General features: G+C 72.1%; 18 protein-coding genes. 10 read left to right on the top strand and 8 right to left on the bottom strand.

From position 1 onward, the window contains the following. Positions 1–2259 (bottom strand): HAMP domain-containing protein, encoded by a 2259-nt coding sequence (locus ACGFZK_RS20035; RefSeq protein WP_393850308.1) that lies wholly within the window; start codon positions 2257–2259, stop codon positions 1–3. Between the two features lie 359 nt (positions 2260–2618). On the opposite strand from ACGFZK_RS20035, the gene ACGFZK_RS20030 reads away from it, so the two are divergent. After that, positions 2619–3515: a hypothetical protein gene (locus ACGFZK_RS20030; RefSeq protein WP_393850203.1), complete on the top strand. Its 897-nt coding sequence runs from the start codon at positions 2619–2621 to the stop codon at positions 3513–3515. 41 nt (positions 3516–3556) lie between these two features. Here the strand turns inward: ACGFZK_RS20030 and ACGFZK_RS20025 are convergent, their stop codons facing one another. Next, positions 3557–4258 carry a uridine kinase gene (locus ACGFZK_RS20025; RefSeq protein WP_393850307.1) on the bottom strand — a complete coding sequence of 234 codons (702 nt, stop codon included), beginning with the start codon at positions 4256–4258 and terminating at the stop codon, positions 3557–3559. A 51-nt stretch (positions 4259–4309) separates the two neighbouring features. Here ACGFZK_RS20025 and ACGFZK_RS20020 point away from each other — a divergent pair, with 51 nt between their 5' ends. Next, positions 4310–4660 carry a hypothetical protein gene (locus ACGFZK_RS20020; RefSeq protein WP_393850202.1) on the top strand — a complete coding sequence of 117 codons (351 nt, stop codon included), beginning with the start codon at positions 4310–4312 and terminating at the stop codon, positions 4658–4660. Between the two features lie 86 nt (positions 4661–4746). Here ACGFZK_RS20020 and ACGFZK_RS20015 read toward each other — a convergent pair whose 3' ends face one another. Genes ACGFZK_RS20015 through deoC form a run of 3 tightly spaced genes read right to left on the bottom strand, consistent with a single transcriptional unit; the run spans position 4747 to position 8043 of the window. Then, positions 4747–5646, bottom strand: a complete 900-nt coding sequence (locus ACGFZK_RS20015) for an aldehyde dehydrogenase family protein (protein ID WP_393850201.1) — start codon at positions 5644–5646, stop codon at positions 4747–4749. Continuing rightward, positions 5639–7075, bottom strand: coding sequence for an aldehyde dehydrogenase family protein (locus ACGFZK_RS20010; protein WP_393850200.1), 1437 nt, complete (start codon positions 7073–7075; stop codon positions 5639–5641). The genes ACGFZK_RS20015 and ACGFZK_RS20010 overlap by 8 nt, the downstream gene beginning before the upstream one ends. A gap of 5 nt (positions 7076–7080) precedes the next feature. After that, positions 7081–8043 carry a deoxyribose-phosphate aldolase gene (deoC, locus tag ACGFZK_RS20005; RefSeq protein WP_393850306.1) on the bottom strand — a complete coding sequence of 321 codons (963 nt, stop codon included), beginning with the start codon at positions 8041–8043 and terminating at the stop codon, positions 7081–7083. Between the two features lie 244 nt (positions 8044–8287). On the opposite strand from deoC, the gene ACGFZK_RS20000 reads away from it, so the two are divergent. From ACGFZK_RS20000 to ACGFZK_RS19980, 5 genes are all read left to right on the top strand, one after another. Then, on the top strand, positions 8288–9256 hold the full coding sequence (locus ACGFZK_RS20000) for a hypothetical protein (protein WP_393850199.1): 969 nt from the start codon (positions 8288–8290) through the stop codon (positions 9254–9256). 81 nt (positions 9257–9337) lie between these two features. Beyond that, on the top strand, positions 9338–9955 hold the full coding sequence (locus ACGFZK_RS19995) for a class F sortase (RefSeq protein ID WP_393850198.1): 618 nt from the start codon (positions 9338–9340) through the stop codon (positions 9953–9955). A 25-nt stretch (positions 9956–9980) separates the two neighbouring features. Next, on the top strand, positions 9981–10625 hold the full coding sequence (locus tag ACGFZK_RS19990) for a PH domain-containing protein (protein WP_393850197.1): 645 nt from the start codon (positions 9981–9983) through the stop codon (positions 10623–10625). A 141-nt stretch (positions 10626–10766) separates the two neighbouring features. Continuing rightward, complete coding sequence (locus ACGFZK_RS19985) at positions 10767–11345, top strand: VanZ family protein (RefSeq protein ID WP_393850196.1); 579 nt, start codon at positions 10767–10769, stop codon at positions 11343–11345. A 38-nt stretch (positions 11346–11383) separates the two neighbouring features. Further along, the gene (locus tag ACGFZK_RS19980) at positions 11384–11584 is read left to right on the top strand and encodes a PspC domain-containing protein (protein WP_393850195.1); all 201 of its coding nucleotides are present in this window, start codon (positions 11384–11386) and stop codon (positions 11582–11584) included. 25 nt (positions 11585–11609) lie between these two features. Here ACGFZK_RS19980 and ACGFZK_RS19975 read toward each other — a convergent pair whose 3' ends face one another. The 3 genes from ACGFZK_RS19975 to ACGFZK_RS19965 form a co-directional block, all read right to left on the bottom strand. Then, a complete protein-coding gene (locus tag ACGFZK_RS19975; protein WP_393850194.1) occupies positions 11610–12398 on the bottom strand; it encodes a hypothetical protein in 789 nt (262 codons plus the stop codon). Positions 12399–12516: 118 nt separating this feature from the next. Then, positions 12517–12774, bottom strand: coding sequence for a hypothetical protein (locus ACGFZK_RS19970; protein ID WP_393850193.1), 258 nt, complete (start codon positions 12772–12774; stop codon positions 12517–12519). A gap of 139 nt (positions 12775–12913) precedes the next feature. After that, positions 12914–14062 carry an adenosine deaminase gene (locus ACGFZK_RS19965; RefSeq protein ID WP_393850192.1) on the bottom strand — a complete coding sequence of 383 codons (1149 nt, stop codon included), beginning with the start codon at positions 14060–14062 and terminating at the stop codon, positions 12914–12916. Between the two features lie 114 nt (positions 14063–14176). Between ACGFZK_RS19965 and ACGFZK_RS19960 the strand changes: the two genes are divergently transcribed. The 3 genes from ACGFZK_RS19960 (at position 14177) to ACGFZK_RS19950 (ending at position 16674) form a co-directional block, all read left to right on the top strand. After that, on the top strand, positions 14177–14911 hold the full coding sequence (locus ACGFZK_RS19960) for an alpha/beta hydrolase (RefSeq protein ID WP_393850191.1): 735 nt from the start codon (positions 14177–14179) through the stop codon (positions 14909–14911). Positions 14912–14982: 71 nt separating this feature from the next. Next, entirely contained in the window at positions 14983–15354 is a 372-nt protein-coding gene (locus ACGFZK_RS19955; RefSeq protein ID WP_393850190.1) for a cupin domain-containing protein, read from the top strand. 297 nt (positions 15355–15651) lie between these two features. Beyond that, positions 15652–16674, top strand: a complete 1023-nt coding sequence (locus ACGFZK_RS19950; RefSeq protein ID WP_393850189.1) for a LuxR C-terminal-related transcriptional regulator — start codon at positions 15652–15654, stop codon at positions 16672–16674. Positions 16675–16835: the final 161 nt, after the last annotated feature.

The raw sequence follows: 16835 nt of genomic DNA, 5'->3' as shown, positions 1-16835 counted from the left end.
TCAGTTCCTTCCGGCCGGGGTGGCACCGCCGGGCGTCCGGCCGGTGGCGCCGCCGGCGGCGTCCCGCTTGCGCTGCTCCAGGAGCTGCTGGCGGATGACTTCGAGGCTGCGGGTGACGGCGCCGACCTCGTCGTGGTGGGTCGGGTAGACGACGGTGCGGCGGTCTCCGTCGGCGAGGGCCTCCGCCCGCTCGGCGAGGTCGCGCAGCGGCCGCACCACGATGACGTGCATCCAGCCGAGGCAGGCCGCGGCGCCCGTGAGGCCGAGCAGTCCGGCCAGGACGGTGCGGTTCTGCGCGGTGTACGCGGGGATCTCCAGGCCCTCGGCCGGCTGCCGGGTGACGACGGTCCAGTCCAGGGGCTGGGCCACACCCCCACCGGTCATGGGTGCCGCGGCGGCGATGGAGACGCCACCGTCGCGGAGGAGGGCGCTCCTGGCGCTCGGGCCCTTCCCCGTCTTCTCGTTCGCGCCGCTCTTCTCGTTCGCGCCGCTCTTCTCGTTCGCGGCGTTCACCAGGGCGTCGAGCTTGGCGTCCGACAGCGATGCGAAGGCAAGGTAGCCGTTGTTGCCGCCGATCACCCGGTGCCCGGCATCGACGACGCGGACCTCGCCCAGGCCCGGCCGCTTGAGCATGGCGTTGAGGAAGTCGATGCGCAGCTCGCCGACCACGGCGGCGCCGGCCAGGCCGGGTGCCTCGGCGTACTCGGTGATGACCGGTTGGTTGCCGCTGTCGACCAGGGTGACGGGCTGCTTCGAGGGGCCCTTGCCGACGGGGTGGTGGGGCTTGCCGCCGGAGCGGGCCAGGACGGTGCCGTCGGCCTTCAGGACGTAGAGGGATGCGTAGCGTCCGTGCTGGCTCCGGGTGCGCTCCAGCAGCTTCGTCATCTCGGCGGGGGTGGTCTTGTCGCCGATGACGGAGGCGACGGAGGTGAGGTCGGCGTGTCCTTCGTTGAGGGCGCGGCGTACCCGGTCGGCCAGGGTGTCGGTGCGTTCACGCTGGTCGTCGACGATCGTCCGGGGCACGGCGACGGAGGCCCCCGCGCGGTTGAGCGTCAGCAGGAGCGGCGCCGACCACACCAGGAGCAGGATTCCGCACACCGCGAGGAGGGCGCGGGTCCCGATCCGGGCGCGGCGGCCCGCGCGAGGGCTCGGGGTCTGCGCTCCGGGCTCGCCGAGGAGCTGGCGGCGCAGCCGGTCGAGGGCGGCGCCGATGCGGGCGGTCTCCCCGTACTTCGGCACGGTGACCGGCCGGTTCAGGTCGCCGCGGCCGATCCGGCGGCTCTCCAGGAACAGCCGGAGCAGCGGGCGCTGCACGGTGACCACGAGCAGGGCCACGGCCAGTGCTCCGAGCACCAGCAGAGCGCCGGACGCGGCGATCCAGAAGAAGGAGTCGACTGCGGCGGAACGCTGCTCGGCGACGCCGACGAACGAGACGACGGTGAGGCCGAGGGCGGTCGCGTCGGTGCCCTCACCGGGCTGCGAACCAGTGAGCTTCGCGTAGCCGGCCACGGAGCGGTGACCGTCCCTGGAGTCCCCGAGCAGGCTGCCACTGACGCCGGCGAAGCCGCCGGAGCCGGGCTCCTTGGCCTGGAGGGGGTGCCGCCCGGCCTTCTGGGCGACGGTCTTCGCGAACTTTCCGAGCTGCTTCTTCTCCTGCCCGGAACTGCCGACGCCGTCGCTGCCGAGGACCTGGCCGGAGGAGTCGAGGACGGCGATGGCGCGGGACCGGCCCAGGCTGATGCCCGGGACCTTCAGGCTGCTGGAGGCGACCAGGAGTTGCTGGGGGCGGTCGGGCCAGGACAGCAGGGCGAGGGTGAGCAGGCGGGTCTCGCCGTTCTCGAGCCGGACCATGCGGGGGGCGAGGCCTGACTCGCCGCCCAGCGCGGTCAGGTCGAGGGCGGTCAGCGGGAGGTTCTCGCCGCGCTGCGCCTCCAGGCGGCCCGACTTGATCTCGATCACGGCCGTGCCACGCCACTTCTGGTAGACGCTGCCGAGCTTGTCGAGCACGGAGTCGGGCGAGACCGGTTCGCCGGAGCTGAACAGGGCGGCGGTCCTGCCGATGTCCGTGATGCTCTCGTCCAGGGAGGCGCGCAGAGCGATGGCGCCGTCCTCCGCGAAGTACTGCTGGGAGTTGAGAACGGCCGGCGGTACGGTCTCCCTGCCCACGTGTCCGAGTTGGAACGCGGTGAGGGCGGCGAGGGCCAGCAGCAGGGCGGACAGGGCCGCGATGGGCGGACGGATGCCGCCCAGCAGCGACATGTCAGCCCGCCGGCGGGTCCGGTGCCGCCGCTTCGATCGCGACGCGGCCAACGCGGGCTCCTCTTCGTTCTGTCCTGGAGCCGGTGCGGCCTGGAGAGTGTGATGATCTGGGCTTACGGGGCGCGCGGAGTGCCGGGAGGGCCTCGGTGCGTCCGGTCAGCGCGGTCCGGTCCGTCGGCGGGGCCCGGCCGGGCGGGTGTTCCCGTCGGGCACGGGGTCGGGCGAACCGGAACGAAGAGCGGAGGGCCGGGAAGCGGAGCACATCACTCCGTTATTTTCATATGACTATGAGAGCTCCACTGACCAGGCGAATAACGATTGCGGTTCTGTGCGGCGCTTTCATCGCTCTTTGTGCCGTTTTGGCGCTTTGGGATGCAGGTACGGGAAGCGCACCGCCGGCCCGCCCGGCCGGCCCCGCTCCCCACCCCTCCGCCGACACCGACCTGGAGCAGCGGATCGCCCGCTTCACCGCCGGCTTCAGCGAGCGCGGGGGGTACCGCACCCCCACCGACCAGGAACGACTGGCGTTCACCAAGGCGTTCGCCCACCTGCTCGACGGTGAGACGGAAGCAGCGCGGACCGGCCTGGCCGAGATCGACTTCACCCTCCGCACCGTCACGGACGCCGCCGGCGGACGCCGGTACGCCGAGGTGACGGACGCGGTGAGTGAATCGGGCCACACCGCCCGCGGCTGGGGCCGGGTGTACGTCGACCTCGACGGGCCCGCACGCTGGTCGGTCCAGGTCCCCCACCCCGTCGCCGATGCCCGCACCGAGCTCCTGGGAGCACGGGTGCTGCGCGGCGCACCCGGCGGAGTGCTCGTGCTCGCGGGGGCCCACCGCGATGCGGGCGAGGACGGCGCGGCGGACGTGGCACACCGCGACGACTCGGTCTTCCACGGCGTGGTGGACGAGCTGGCACGGAGGAACCTGCCGGGGGTCCAGCTGCACGGATTCGCCGACGAGTCGTTCCGCGGACGGGACGCGGTGGTCTCCACGGGAGCCGGCGACAGCGCCGTGGCGGACGCGGAACAGCTGACCGCCGCGCTGCGGCGCGACGGCCTGGAGGTCTGCACGGCGTACTCCGCACGCTGCAAGCTCGCCGGCCGGGAGAACGAACAGGGCCGGACCGCCGCCGACCGGCAGTCCCGCTTCCTGCACGTCGAGCTGAACAAGACGCTCCGCGGCGACGACCGCGGCCTCGACCGGGCCGCGGCCGCCATCACCACCCTGACGGACCGGTGGTCCCGCCGGTGACGCCGGTTTCGTGCAACGGAACCCGTAGGGCTTCCCGGCGGCTACGCCAAGGTCGTCGTGCGGCGGCGGCCCGCCGCGGCTGCCGCCAGACGGCCGAGGGCCTCGTCGCGGGCGCAGGCGTGCGCGCCCAGGGCGACGTGGCGGGCCACGATGCCGCGTTCGGCGCGCATCAGCCGCAGGCCCCGGCGCAGCAGGAACGGCACGGACTTGCGGCCCTCCCGCAGGTCACGGGCCAGCCGGCGGCGGAACGTCGTCGAGGGGCGCCCCCGCAGGCAGATGGCGTCCGCCAGGAGCCCGAGCTCCTGGCAGCGGGCGGCCACGTCGGCGGCGAAGATGCCCTCCGCGATGAAGAGCGGGGTACGGGCGATGTCGAGGCTCTCGGCGCCCGAGCGGGAGCTCGTCGCGATGTCGTACACCGGGACGTCGGTCCGGCCCGCCGCGCACAGTTCGGCGATCGCGGCGACCGCCGCGTCCGCGTCCCAGGACAGCGGGGAGTCCCAGTCGATGTCGGAGCTGCCGTCGACGAGCGGGAGGGTGGGGTCGTCGCCCTCCTTGTAGAAGTCGTCGAGGCGCAGCACGGGCAGCCCTGAGCGGGCGGCCAGCGAGGATTTGCCGGAGCCCGACGGACCGGTCAGCAGGACGACTCGGGTCGGCGCAGGAGAGGAGGAGCTCACGGGACACCAGTCTGAACCATTCCCCCGGGTAGGGGATCCTCCCGGTGACCGGTTGGTGTCCAGGAACACACCTCGACTACGCTGCGTGCGCACGCGACTACGACCTCAGGCGGGATCTCCATGGCACGTCACGCAGCCCCTTCCCTTCCGAACCGGCTCCGCAGCGCCGGACTGACGGTTTCGATGGCCGGTGCGGCCCTGGCGATGGCCGCGGGCGGCGCCCAGGCCGGCGAGCTCGACGTCCCGGCGGCGCTGGCCGGGGTCGCCGACCCCATCGCGAACCTCAAGGTGAACCCGCTGGCCCACACCGGCGTGGACCCGCTGGACAACGGCGTCGCCACGAAGGTCGCGGACTTCCCGTCCGTGGGGACCGGCATGGTCACCGGCATCCTGACCCAGGGGCCCTCGGTCGGCGAGCTGCCGACCGCGGCGGCCTCCTCGCTGCTCGGTCCGGTGCTCCCCGGGAAGTAGCCGCGCGCAAGCGGGTACGGGAAGGCCCCGGCAGCGCGGGGGACGCTGCCGGGGCCGGTCTCGTACGGGGGCCTGTCCGAGGAGGACTAGTAGGACGAGCCGCCCGCGCCCAGCGACCCGGTGGGGTGCCAGACGGTCTTGGTCTCCAGGAACGCCGTCATGCGCGACGTGCCCGGGTCGGCGCTCCAGTCGTCCACAGGCTGTGGACGCCGGACGCGCTTGAGGTTGTCGGCCGCCGCGATCTCCAGCTCCTTGGCGAGGGCCGCATCGGCTCCGGCCAGGTCGATCGCGTTGACGTCCTGGTGGGACGCCAGGTGGGGGCCCATCTCGCCGGCCTTGCCGGACAGGATGTTGACCACGCCGCCGGGCAGGTCGGAGGTGGCGAGCACCTCGCCCAGGGAGAGGGCGGGCAGCGGGGACTTCTCGCTGGCGATGACGACGACGGTGTTGCCCGTCGCGATCACCGGGGCGATCACCGAGACCAGGCCCAGGAAGGACGACTCCTGCGGGGCGACGACCGTGACCACACCGGTCGGCTCCGGGGTGGAGAGGTTGAAGAACGGGCCCGCGACCGGGTTGGCCCCGCCCACGATCTGGCCGATCTTGTCGGTCCAGCCCGCGTACCAGACCCAGCGGTCGATGGCCGCGTCGACGACCGCGCCGGCCTTGGACTTGGACAGGCCCTCGGCCTCGCCGACCTCGCGGACGAACTGCTCGCGGCGGCCCTCCAGCATCTCGGCGATGCGGTAGAGGATCTGCCCGCGGTTGTACGCGGTCGCGCCGGACCAGCCGCCGAAGGCCTTGCGGGCCGCGACGACCGCGTCACGCGCGTCCTTGCGGGAGGACAGGGGGGCGTTGGCCAGCCACTTGCCCTTGGAGTCCGTCACTTCGTACACCCGGCCGCTCTCGGAGCGGGGGAACTTGCCCCCGACGTACAGCTTGTAGGTCTTGAAGACGTTCAGGCGGGTCACAGAAGACTCAGACATCGAGGTAGCCCTCCAGGCCGTGGCGGCCGCCCTCGCGGCCGAAGCCCGACTCCTTGTAGCCGCCGAAGGGCGAGGTCGGGTCGAACTTGTTGAACGTGTTGGCCCACACCACACCGGCACGGAGCTGGTTCGCGACCGCGAGGATGCGCGAGCCCTTCTCCGTCCAGATGCCGGCGGACAGGCCGTACTGGCTGTTGTTCGCCTTGGCGACCGCCTCGTCGGGCGTACGGAAGGTCAGCACGGACAGCACCGGGCCGAAGATCTCGTCGCGGGCGACGGTGTGCGCCTGGGTGACGTTCGTGAAGAGCGTCGGGGCGAACCAGTAGCCGGAGGACGGCAGCTCGCACGCCGGGGACCAGCGCTCGGCGCCCTCGGCCTCGCCGGTCTCCGCGAGCGCGGTGATCCGGGCGAGCTGCTCGGCGGAGTTGATCGCGCCGATGTCGGTGTTCTTGTCGAGCGGGTCGCCCAGGCGCAGCGTGGAGAGGCGGCGCTTGAGGGAGTCCAGCAGCTCGTCGTGGATCGACTCCTGGACCAGCAGGCGGGAGCCCGCGCAGCAGACCTGGCCCTGGTTGAAGAAGATGCCGTTGACGATGCCCTCGACGGCCTGGTCGATGGGGGCGTCGTCGAAGACGATGTTGGCGCCCTTGCCGCCCAGCTCCAGGGTGACCTTCTTGCCGGTACCGGCGATCTGGCGGGCGATGGCCTTGCCGACCGCGGTCGAGCCGGTGAAGGCGACCTTGTTGACGTCGGGGTGGGCGACCAGCTCGGCGCCCGCGTCCCCGTAACCGGGGAGGATGTTGACGACGCCCTTGGGCAGACCCGCCTGGCGGCAGATGTCCGCGAAGAACAGCGCGGACAGGGGCGTGGTCTCGGCGGGCTTCAGGACGACCGTGTTGCCGGTGGCGAGCGCCGGGGCGATCTTCCACGCGAGCATCAGCAGCGGGAAGTTCCAGGGGATGACCTGGCCGGCCACGCCGAGCGGACGCGGGTTCGCGCCGTAGCCCGCGTGGTCGAGCTTGTCGGCCCAGCCCGCGTAGTAGAAGAAGTGGGCGGCGACCAGCGGGAGGTCCGCGTCGCGGGTCTCCTTGATCGGCTTGCCGTTGTCCAGGGTCTCCAGGACGGCGAGCTCGCGGCTGCGCTCCTGGATGATCCGGGCGATGCGGAAGAGGTACTTGGCGCGCTCGGAGCCGGGCAGCGCGGACCACTTCTCGAAGGCCCTGCGGGCGGCCTTCACGGCGCGGTCCACGTCGGCGGTGCCGGCCTGGGCGATCTCGGCCAGGACCTCTTCGCTGCTCGGCGAGACGGTCTTGAAGACCTTGCCGTCGGCGGCGTCGGTGAACTCGCCGTCGATGAAGAGCCCGTAGGAGGGGGCGATGTCGACGACCGAGCGGGACTCGGGAGCCGGTGCGTACTCGAATACAGATGCCATGGTGATCAGTCCACCGTCACGTAGTCGGGACCGGAGTAACGGCCGGTGCTCAGCTTCTGGCGCTGCATCAACAGGTCGTTGAGCAGGCTGGAGGCGCCGAAGCGGAACCAGTGGTTGCTCAGCCAGTCCTCGCCCACGGTCTCGTTGACCAGGACCAGGAACTTGATCGCGTCCTTGGTGGTGCGGATGCCGCCGGCCGGCTTCACGCCGATCTGGATTCCAGTCTGCGCGCGGAAGTCGCGTACGGCCTCGAGCATGAGCAGGGTGTTCGCCGGAGTGGCGTTGACCCCGACCTTGCCGGTCGACGTCTTGATGAAGTCGGCGCCCGCGAGCATGCCGATCCAGGAGGCGCGGCGGATGTTGTCGTAGGTCGACAGCTCGCCGGTCTCGAAGATGACCTTCAGGCGCGCGGCGCTGCCGTCCTCGCGGACGCAGACCTCCTTGATCGCCTTGATCAGCTCGTACGTCTCCAGGTAGCGGCCGGCGAGGAAGGCGCCACGGTCGATGACCATGTCGATCTCGTCGGCGCCCGCGGCGACGGCGTCGCGGGTGTCCGCGAGCTTGACGGGCAGGGCGGCGCGGCCGGCCGGGAAGGCGGTGGCGACGGAGGCGATCTTGACGTCGGCGCCGTTCAGCGCGGCCTTCGCCGTGGCCACCATGTCGGGGTAGACACAGACGGCGGCCGTCATCGGGGTCGTGCGGTCGGTCGGATCGGGATGGACGGCCTTGGCGGAGAGCGCCCGGACCTTGCCCGGGGTGTCCGCGCCTTCCAGCGTCGTCAGGTCGATCATCGAGATGGCCAGGTCGATGGCGTACGCCTTGGCCGTCGTCTTGATCGAACGGGTGCCGAGGGAGGCCGCGCGGGCCTCCAGGCCGACAGCGTCGACGCCGGGCAGCCCGTGCAGGAAGCGGCGCAGCGCACTGTCGGACGTCGTCACGTCAGCGAATGCGGTGAGGGTGGTGGGCATGGTCACCAGATGAGCATATCTACGCGCGTAGCGACCTGTCACCCCCGCCCCCGAATCCGCTATGGAATTGACACCTCCACTCTCCGTTACGGGCCCATGACAGGAGCCGGATCGTCCGCACGCACGGGATCCGTAACGTTGTTCCCAGCAGCCCGCCAGACACTCACCCGGCTCTCACGGACAGAGAAAACCGCGGCATGCGACTCTCCTCCACTTTCCCGAGACCTCGCTTCAAGGAGTCGTTATGCGTACCGCCCTCCGTACCTCCCTCGCCACCGCGTTCCTCGCCGGTGCCCTCCTCGCCCCGGTCGCGGGCACCGCGTACGCCGCCACGACCGCCGCGCCGGCCGCGGCCGTCCCCGACCGCTACGCCGGCACCCCCGTCTCCATCGACAAGGGCGTCGTCGCGGTGCTGCGCAACAAGTCCGAGGGTCCCGAGGCCTGGATCCGCGCGGTCCCCGAGGACTGGAAGCCGGGCGACGAGTACATGAGCCGCGTGCTCGCCACGCTGGACTCCGAGCACCCGGCGGCCTCGGTGTCCGGCCTGGAGCTCAGGCTCGTCGAGGAGGACGTCCACCACCCGGTCCTGTCGGTGACCAAGGACGGGAAGACCAGCTCCTACCCGCTGCCCAAGGGCCAGGGCCCGCAGTGCACGAGCGAGCCCGTGACGGAGTCCATCGGGGCGGGCGGGCTGGCCCGGCTGCTGATGTCCCCGAACGGCCCGATCGTCCAGCTGGACTTCGACCCCACGCCCACGGACAACGTCGAGGTCCTGGACCGCAACACGCCCTCGCTCCCGAAGGACGCCGGCATCGTCGCCCGCATCCTGAACGCGAGCTCCGCCAAGCCGGTCTTCGAGTGGAAGACCCAGGGCGGCAACGACTGGTACGGCCACGCGACGTTCCCGAAGCTGCCCAAGGGCTGCACCTTCGACTACACCTTCCAGGCGCCGACCGAGAAGCCGCAGCCGGACCCCAAGCCGTCCACCGAACCGTCCACGAAGCCGTCCGCCACCACCTCTGCGGCGCCCAGGCCCCAGACGGCCGGCCAGACCTCCGTCGTCCCCAAGGGCGGCGTCGCCGCGGGCGCCGAGATCGCCACCCGGGACACCGACGACTCCACGACCGTCTACGCCGGCGCCGGTCTCGCCGCCATCGTCGCCGGCCTCGGCGCGGCCTTCCTGACCCGCCGCCGCGCCCGCACCCAGCGCTGACGCACCCGGCACTTCCCTCGCCCTCCGTCCGGCGGGCCACCGACCCGGTGGCCCGCCGGACGTCGTCTCCGGAGCACCCTCATGGCCCACCGCGTACGCCTCCCCCTCGCCGCCGCCCTCCTCTGCCTCGCCCTGACCGGCTGCGGGGCGGCCACCGGTGCGCCCACCGCCACCGCGCCGTCGTCCACCGCAGCGCCGTCCGTCGCACCCACCGCCGCCCCCGCACCGTCTGCGACCGCCACCCCGATGCCCGCCTCCGAGCCCGTACGCGTACGGATCCCCGCGGCCGGAGTGGACGCCTCCCCGGTACTGAAGCTGGGACTGGCCGCCGACGGCACCGTCGAGGTGCCCTCGGTGGCCGACGCCGACAGGATCGGCTGGTACACCAAGGGCGTCACGCCCGGCGAGACCGGTCCCGCCGTGCTGATCGGCCACTTCGACACCGCGCGCGGACCGGCCGTGCTCAAGGACGTCTCGCGCGTGCGCACCGGCGAGGAGATCACCGTCTCCCGGGCGGACGGCACCGCCGCCGTCTTCCGCGTCCGCGAGCTGGAGCAGGTCGGCAAGAAGGAGTTCCCGACCGAGAAGGTGTACGGGAACACCGCCCGTCCCGAGCTGCGCGTCATCACCTGCGGCGGCGAGATCACGGACGGCCACCGGCCCGACAACATCATCCTGTACGCCGATCTCGTGGGCTGAGACGGCGTGGGGCAGAATCGACCCCATGAGCAGCCAGCAGCAGCCGACCGATGAGCCGGTCTACGACGACCGGGTCTACCGCTCCTCCATGGGCGTCGTCTCGGGGGTACTGCTGCTCGCACTGACGGCCTGGCTCTGCGGCGACGCCGTGGTGCGGGGCTCGGGCAACTCCCCGTGGATCGCGCTGGCGGTGGCGCTGTGCGCCGTACCGCTGATCGTCGCGTTCACGATCCGCCCGGCCGTCTTCGCCAATGACGACCGGATGCGCGTGCGCAACCCCTTCCGGATCATCGAGCTGCCCTGGGCGGCCGTGGACGCGGTGCGCGCCGGGTACTCGGCCGAGGTGCTGGCCGAGGGGTCCAAGTACCAGCTGTGGTCCGTGCCGGTCTCGCTGCGGGAGCGGAAGAAGGCCAACCGGCAGCAGCTGCGCCGCAGCGCGCAGAGCCGCCGCGAACCGGGCGACCCGGGTGCGGGCGCCCGCAGCGCCGCCCCGTCCGAGCCGATGCGGGCCGGCGCCGACCGGATCGTCGACGAGCTGCAGGCCATGGCCGAGCGCGGCGCCGAACGGCCCGGCGCGCAGGGCGGCGTGCGCGTGCGCTGGTCCTACGAGATCATCGCGCCCGCCCTGGCCGGCGCCTTGATCCTGATCGTCCTCATCGCCCTCCGCTGATCTTCATCCGCCGACTCGGCACCCACCGGCTCCGCACCCGCTGACCGGCCGGAACGCCGCACCCGGCCCGTTTCGCGTGCTTCGCGCCACACCCCCCTACGGGCCGGAACCGGGGCTACCGGGTGATGCGTCCTCGCAGGTGTGCAGCGTCTTGAGGACGGCGAAAGTGCCGCCACCGCCACCGCGATCCACCTCCGTCTCCGTCTTCTGGCCGGGGTCCTGCTCGCCGCCCATTTCGTGGCCGTCGGCTGGCTGACCCTGCGGCCCCTGGACGTGCCCTGGGCCGCGGCGGCCAATCTGAGCCCGCTGGAGGGGATCACCGCCGACCTCGCCCTCGGGCCGCTGGAGGCCGCCCGGCGGATCGGTGAGGGGCTCGCGCTGCTGGCTCCGCTCGGGGTGCTGCTGCCGCTGATCAGCGGCAGGCTCGCGCCGTCGGCCCTGTCCGCGTGGTCCTCGCTGGCCCGCACGGCCGCCGCGGGCGCGCTGGTCTCGGTGTGCATCGAGATGCTCCAGACCGCAGTCCCCGGTCAGGTCGTCAACGTGGACTCGGTGCTGCTGAACACCCTCGGTGTGGTGCTCGCGCACGTGGCCGTCGTTCCGGCGCTGCGGGCCCGGCTGCGGCGCTCACACACCGTTTATCAGGGGGACACCCCGAAGATTTCCAGGGTCGGGCTCGGCCCCTGGACCGACGTTCTGTCGGCGGTCCAGCGGGAGTATTGAGGCATCGCAAGAAAGCGATCCCGACAAAGGAGAACCCCATGAGCGCCCTGGTCCGCCCCCGTGACGGCCGCTGGATCGGCGGAGTCTGCGCCGGACTGGCGCGGCGTTTCGGAATATCCGCGAACGCGATGCGCGCCATTTTCGTCGTCTCGTGCCTGCTGCCCGGCCCGCAGTTCCTGATCTACATCGCGCTGTGGGTGCTGCTGCCGAACGAGAAGGCGGCTTCCACGGCCTGGTAGACCGGGCGGGCGGGTGGCGGGCCGGTCAGCCGGTCTTCTGGACCTTCTGGACCTTCTCCACCTGCTTGTCCGCCACTTCCTGCGGCACCTGCGCCTTCTGCTGGGCCGCCGCCACGTTGAGGGCCATCAGCCGTACGACGGTGTCGCCCTCGCGTACGACGACCAGGTGGACCTGCGCCGATACGCCCTCCGCGGCCGCGGTCATGGTCCAGCTGACGCTCTCGTCCCCGCTCGTGCGGTAGTCGGCGGCCCGCACCTCGCGGTAGCTGCCGGTCTGCTTCTCGACCTTGGCGGCGAAGCCCGTACCGCAGGCGGCGACGGCGGCCTTGAGGCGGGCGATCAGCGCCTTGGCGTCGCTCTCGGAGTACGAGCTGACGGAGGCGGACACGGCGAGCCCGATCTGCTTCTGGGACCCGACGCCGCGGCTGAGGGTCTCGCGCGCGGACGGGTCCGGCTCGTCGCCCATGACGTCGGCCAGCGGCTGGCAGGCCTTCTTGTCGGCCTGCGGCTGACCGTCCGGGGCATTGGGGTTCTTGCCCTGGGCGGAGACCTGGTACCCGGCCAGATCGCCCTGTGCCAGCGCGGACCGCTCCAGGGCGCTGCCACCGGTCTTCGGCGCCGCCGGTCCGGTCGCTGCGGCGGACGGCGCCGGGGCTCCGGGCACACCGGAGCTGCCCGCGGAGCCCTTGGGGTCGGGGGTTTTGCCCGTCGCGGGGGTGTTCGCACCGCTGCACCCCACGGCGGCGAACAGCAGGGCGGGGACCAGCGCGACCATCGTCGCTCGTGCCTTCATGCGCATGACCGAGAACCTCATACCCAAAGCGTCGGCGGGCAGTTGGTGGCGATCGTGGCACACGGCGCGGCGGGACACATACCCGTTCGAAAGGGCACGCTCCCGCCGCACACGTGTACGCGTCGCAGCGGCGTCAGTCTCAGCCGCCGAGGCCGTTCAGCGCGCCGGTCAGCGGGGTCAGGGCTCCGGTGACCTGAGAGGTGGGGTCGCTCGACTGCTGCCCTTCGGGGCTCACGTGCTGCTGGCTGGTCACGCCCTGGAGCGCGCCGGTGGCGGTGCCCAGCGCGTCGGTCAGTCCGACCGCCGGGACGGCGGCGGAGGCGGTACCGGCGGCGACCGCGGCGAAGGCGACACCGAGAGCGGCGGTACCGAGGGTCTTGGCAGCTGACTTCTTCATGAAAAGTTGTCCTTGCGACGGGGAAATGAGCGGCTCCGCAAACTAGTCACTTCAAACCCCCGCCCGCAAACATCCGTAAATACGAGAAAGCGCCCGGGGATTATCCCTCCCGGGCGCTTCCATAACGTCATGCCGTGGCCTAGGCCGAGACAGAACCGCTGGTCGAAGCGGTCTGCCGGAACAGCCACTCCGACTTCAGCTCCGCATAACCGGGCTTGATCACTTCATTGATCATGGCCAGTCGTTCATCGAAAGGAATGAACGCGGACTTCATCGCATTGACGGTGAACCACTGCATGTCGTCGAGCGTGTAGCCGAAGGTGTCCACCAGGTGCTCGAACTCGCGGCTCATGCTGGTGCCGCTCATCAGGCGGTTGTCCGTGTTGACCGTGAGCCTGAAGTGCAGCTTGCGCAGCAGACCGATCGGGTGCTCGGCGTACGAGGCGGCCGCGGCGGTCTGCAGGTTCGAGGTCGGGCACATCTCCAGGGGGATGCGCTTGTCCCGGACGTACGAGGCCAGGCGGCCCAGGGTCACGGAACCGTCCTCGGCGACCTCGATGTCGTCGATGATCTTCACACCGTGGCCGAGGCGGTCGGCGCCGCACCACTGCAGGGCCTGCCAGATCGACGGCAGGCCGAAGGCCTCGCCCGCGTGGATGGTGAAGTGGTTGTTCTCGCGCTTGAGGTACTCGAAGGCGTCGAGGTGGCGGGTGGGAGGGAACCCGGCCTCGGCGCCGGCGATGTCGAAGCCGACCACGCCGTTGTCGCGGTAGCGGTTCGCCAGCTCGGCGATCTCCAGCGCGCGGGCGGCGTGGCGCATCGCGGTCAGCAGGGCGCCGACGCGGATGCGGTGGCCGTTCGCCTTCGCACGGCGCTCACCCTCGCGGAAGCCGTCGTTCACGGCCTCGACGACCTCTTCGAGGGTCAGGCCGGCTTCCAGGTGCTGCTCGGGCGCGTAACGGATCTCGGCGTACACGACGCCGTCCTCGGCCAGGTCCTCGGCGCACTCGGCGGCGACCCGGAAGAGCGCCTCCTTCGTCTGCATGACCGCGCAGGTGTGCGCGAAGGTCTCCAGGTAGCGCGGGAGGGAACCGGAGTCGGCGGCCTCGCGGAACCAGATGCCGAGCTTGTCGGCGTCGGTCTCGGGGAGGTTCTCGTAGCCGGCGTCGCGGGCCAGCTCGATGATGGTCCCGGGGCGCAGTCCACCGTCGAGGTGATCGTGCAGCAGCACCTTCGGGGAACGGCGGATCTGATCCGGGCTCGGCAGGTTGGGGGTCTCGCTCGTCATCTGCGCACTCTAACTCCTACGCGCGTAGAGCGGGGTCCCCACGGCGGGCGTCGATATGTAACAGAGACCGTGCGGACGGATGGCGTACACCTCGGGGTCTGAGACTGTTCCGCCATGGCACAGCATGCGCCGCCGGCGCGCAGGGCCCGTCTGGGGCGGGCGGCCGGCGCGAGAACCGGCTCGGATTCGACGGAAAGCCCGGTCAACGGGGTGGTGCTCCTGCTTCCCGGAGCGTCCAGATTCTCCCCCGGTCCAGTACGTCCGCTCGCGCGGGCGCTGGCCCGGGCGGGCGGGGCGGAGGGGCTGGTCACGCACACGGTCATCCACGGCGGGGACTCCGCCCGGGAGGAGCAGGCGGAGTGGGCGGCGGACGAGGTGGTCCGGCGGTACGGGGACGTGCCGGTGTGCCTGGCCGGCTATGACGCAGGGGGCCTGGCCGCGCTGCGGGCGGCAGGGCACGGGGCCGTCAGTTCGGTGGTGGCGATCGCCCCTTGCTTAGCGGCCGAGGCCCGGTCCGGCTCCCCTGAACCGGTGAAACAGCTGTCGGGACGCCAGGTGCTGATCGTCCACGGCACCAACGACGCGCGCAGCGACCCGGAAAGCTCCTTCCGGCTGGCGGCGCGGGCGAAGAAGGCGAACCGGTCGACGTGCCGGTTCGAGGTGCACTCGGACGGGCACGGGCTGCGCGAGCACCAGCCGGAAGTGGTGGCGCTGGCCGTGGACTTCGTCCTCGGCGCGGTGTTCTCCGGACGGTACTCGCGGCCGGTCACGGACGCCCTGGCCGCCCCACCGCCGCTGGGCCTGCGGATGCCGCTGGCCTCGGGCTTCGGGAGGTCCCTGAGGAGGTGAACGGCGGGCGCGGCGCGCGTACCGTGAGGAGTGGACTCGGGGTGCTTCTCTTCTCCCGGAGGCGACCTGCCATGGCCGGATTGGTCCACAGGAACTTCGACGAGCCGGACGAGACACGGCCCTTCGAAGCCAGGACGGGCAGGCTGGACCTGCTCAACACCGAGGGCGGGGCGGTGGGGCGCGCGGTCTTCGAGCCGGGGTGGCGGTGGTCGATGCACATCAAGCCGCTGGCCGGCACCGAAAGCTGCGAGTCCGCCCACACCGGGTACGTCGTGAGCGGCCGGATGAAGCTAGTCATGGACGACGGGGAGAGCGCGGACCTCGGTCCGGGCGAGTTCATCCAGATCGCACCCGGGCACGACGCCTGGGTCCTGGGGGACGAACCGTGCGTCGTGCTGGACTGGACCGGCTACAGCGACTACGCGAAGCCGGCCTCCGGCTGACGGGTGGCCCCTGGGGAGTCGCGCCGGTCCGTCGTACCCGCCGCTCCGCCCCCTCACGGTCGGATGGCACCGATGGACCTGGCGCGACCACCCCACCACGGCGGGCCGCGGGCTCAGCAGGACACGGCCCCCGTTCTCGCCTGGGCGTCCGCTGCGCGCACCGCGCTTCCCCCTCGCGCCGTGAAGGCCACTGTGCCTCGTCGGCATCTGCCGACGGCGCCCTTCCAGGCGTCGTATTGCCGCCTTGCGGGAACACGAGGGGTTTATAAATCCGCACAACTCGGGACGCATACGCATATGCCTGCCGAGGAAACCGGGGCGGCCGGAGCCGCCGGGGAGCTGAGCCCAGCCGCCCTGCGCCTGTACGCGTACGCCGTCGAGCGGCCCGCCTTCGACACGGCCGAGGCCATCGGGGTCCTGGGCGTGCGCGCGGCCACCGCCGTCACCGAGCTGGCCGCCGCGCACCTGCTGCAGCGGGCCCCGGGCGGCGCCCCGGACCGCTGGAGCGCCGTGGCGCCCCGGGCGGCGGCGGCCCGGGCCCTGGCCCCGCTGGCCCTGCTCGTCCGGGAGGCCCACGACGAGATGGACCGGCTGCGCGGGCGGCTGGAGGCGCTGGTGCCGGCGTACGAGGCGGGGACCGCGCACCGGGACCTGAGCGGGTCGGGCCGCCTGGAGCTGGTCACGGACCTCGGCGCGGTACGGGGGCTGATCGCCGAGCTGGTCGCGGCGTGCGAGCGGGAGCTGCTGACCTCGCAGCCCGGCGGGGGCCGGCCCCTGGAGACGCTGGAGGAGTCGATCGGGCGGGACGAGTCGCTGCTGACGCGCGGGGTCGCGATGCGGACGATCTACCAGCACACGGCGCGCTACTCGCGGCCCACGGCGGCGTACGTGGAGCGGGTGACGGCCCTGGGGGCGCAGGTACGGACGCTGGGCGACGGGCTGATGCGCATGCTGATCTTCGACGACCACACGGGCCTGATGGCGGTGCCGGACCGCAGCGGGGCGGCGCTGGTGGTGCGGGAGCCGAGCGTCGTGCACTTCATGACGGCGACCTTCGAGCGGTCCTGGCTGGGCGCGGAGCCCTTCCCCACGTCGGTGAGCCCGGAGGCGGCCCGGTCGATCTCGGACGAGCTGCGGCAGACGATCGTCCGGCTGCTGTCGGAGGGGCTGGAGGACAAGGTGATCGCGCGCCGCCTGGGCATGTCGGAGCGGACGTGCCAGCGGCACATCGCCGAGATCATGCGCGCGGTGGGCGCCAAGTCCCGCTTCCAGGCCGGCTACTTGCTCTCGACCCCACCGACCCCACCCCCCGTCCCGTAACGGCCTGGGCCACCGTCAGCCTCGCCGGGCCGTATTCAGCCTCGCCGGGGGGTGGGGCGGGGGGGGCGGGGGTTCCCGGTGCCGGGGGGGGCGGGCGGGGCGGGGGGGGAGGCCGCGCGAGACCTCCGCCACCGGCGGGGTGGCGGGGTGGCCGTCGAGCC

This window comes from Streptomyces sp. NPDC048257, assembly GCF_043201855.1.
Classification (GTDB): domain Bacteria; phylum Actinomycetota; class Actinomycetes; order Streptomycetales; family Streptomycetaceae; genus Streptomyces.
This window is presented reverse-complemented; position numbering and strand designations above follow the sequence as displayed.

What these genes read in the sequence shown, in the direction of transcription:
- ACGFZK_RS20000 (WP_393850199.1), top strand. Translation starts at nt 8,288, where the DNA reads ATGCGTACCGCCCTCCGTACCTCCCTCGCCACCGCGTTCCTCGCCGGT.
- deoC (WP_393850306.1), bottom strand. Translation starts at nt 8,043, where the DNA reads ATGCCCACCACCCTCACCGCATTCGCTGACGTGACGACGTCCGACAGT.
- ACGFZK_RS20020 (WP_393850202.1), top strand. Translation starts at nt 4,310, where the DNA reads ATGGCACGTCACGCAGCCCCTTCCCTTCCGAACCGGCTCCGCAGCGCC.
- ACGFZK_RS19950 (WP_393850189.1), top strand. Translation starts at nt 15,652, where the DNA reads ATGCCTGCCGAGGAAACCGGGGCGGCCGGAGCCGCCGGGGAGCTGAGC.
- ACGFZK_RS19965 (WP_393850192.1), bottom strand. Translation starts at nt 14,062, where the DNA reads ATGACGAGCGAGACCCCCAACCTGCCGAGCCCGGATCAGATCCGCCGT.
- ACGFZK_RS19995 (WP_393850198.1), top strand. Translation starts at nt 9,338, where the DNA reads ATGGCCCACCGCGTACGCCTCCCCCTCGCCGCCGCCCTCCTCTGCCTC.
- ACGFZK_RS19975 (WP_393850194.1), bottom strand. Translation starts at nt 12,398, where the DNA reads ATGAGGTTCTCGGTCATGCGCATGAAGGCACGAGCGACGATGGTCGCG.
- ACGFZK_RS20035 (WP_393850308.1), bottom strand. Translation starts at nt 2,259, where the DNA reads ATGTCGCTGCTGGGCGGCATCCGTCCGCCCATCGCGGCCCTGTCCGCC.
- ACGFZK_RS19960 (WP_393850191.1), top strand. Translation starts at nt 14,177, where the DNA reads ATGGCACAGCATGCGCCGCCGGCGCGCAGGGCCCGTCTGGGGCGGGCG.
- ACGFZK_RS20015 (WP_393850201.1), bottom strand. Translation starts at nt 5,646, where the DNA reads ATGTCTGAGTCTTCTGTGACCCGCCTGAACGTCTTCAAGACCTACAAG.
- ACGFZK_RS19970 (WP_393850193.1), bottom strand. Translation starts at nt 12,774, where the DNA reads ATGAAGAAGTCAGCTGCCAAGACCCTCGGTACCGCCGCTCTCGGTGTC.
- ACGFZK_RS19955 (WP_393850190.1), top strand. Translation starts at nt 14,983, where the DNA reads ATGGCCGGATTGGTCCACAGGAACTTCGACGAGCCGGACGAGACACGG.
- ACGFZK_RS19990 (WP_393850197.1), top strand. Translation starts at nt 9,981, where the DNA reads ATGAGCAGCCAGCAGCAGCCGACCGATGAGCCGGTCTACGACGACCGG.
- ACGFZK_RS20010 (WP_393850200.1), bottom strand. Translation starts at nt 7,075, where the DNA reads ATGGCATCTGTATTCGAGTACGCACCGGCTCCCGAGTCCCGCTCGGTC.
- ACGFZK_RS19980 (WP_393850195.1), top strand. Translation starts at nt 11,384, where the DNA reads ATGAGCGCCCTGGTCCGCCCCCGTGACGGCCGCTGGATCGGCGGAGTC.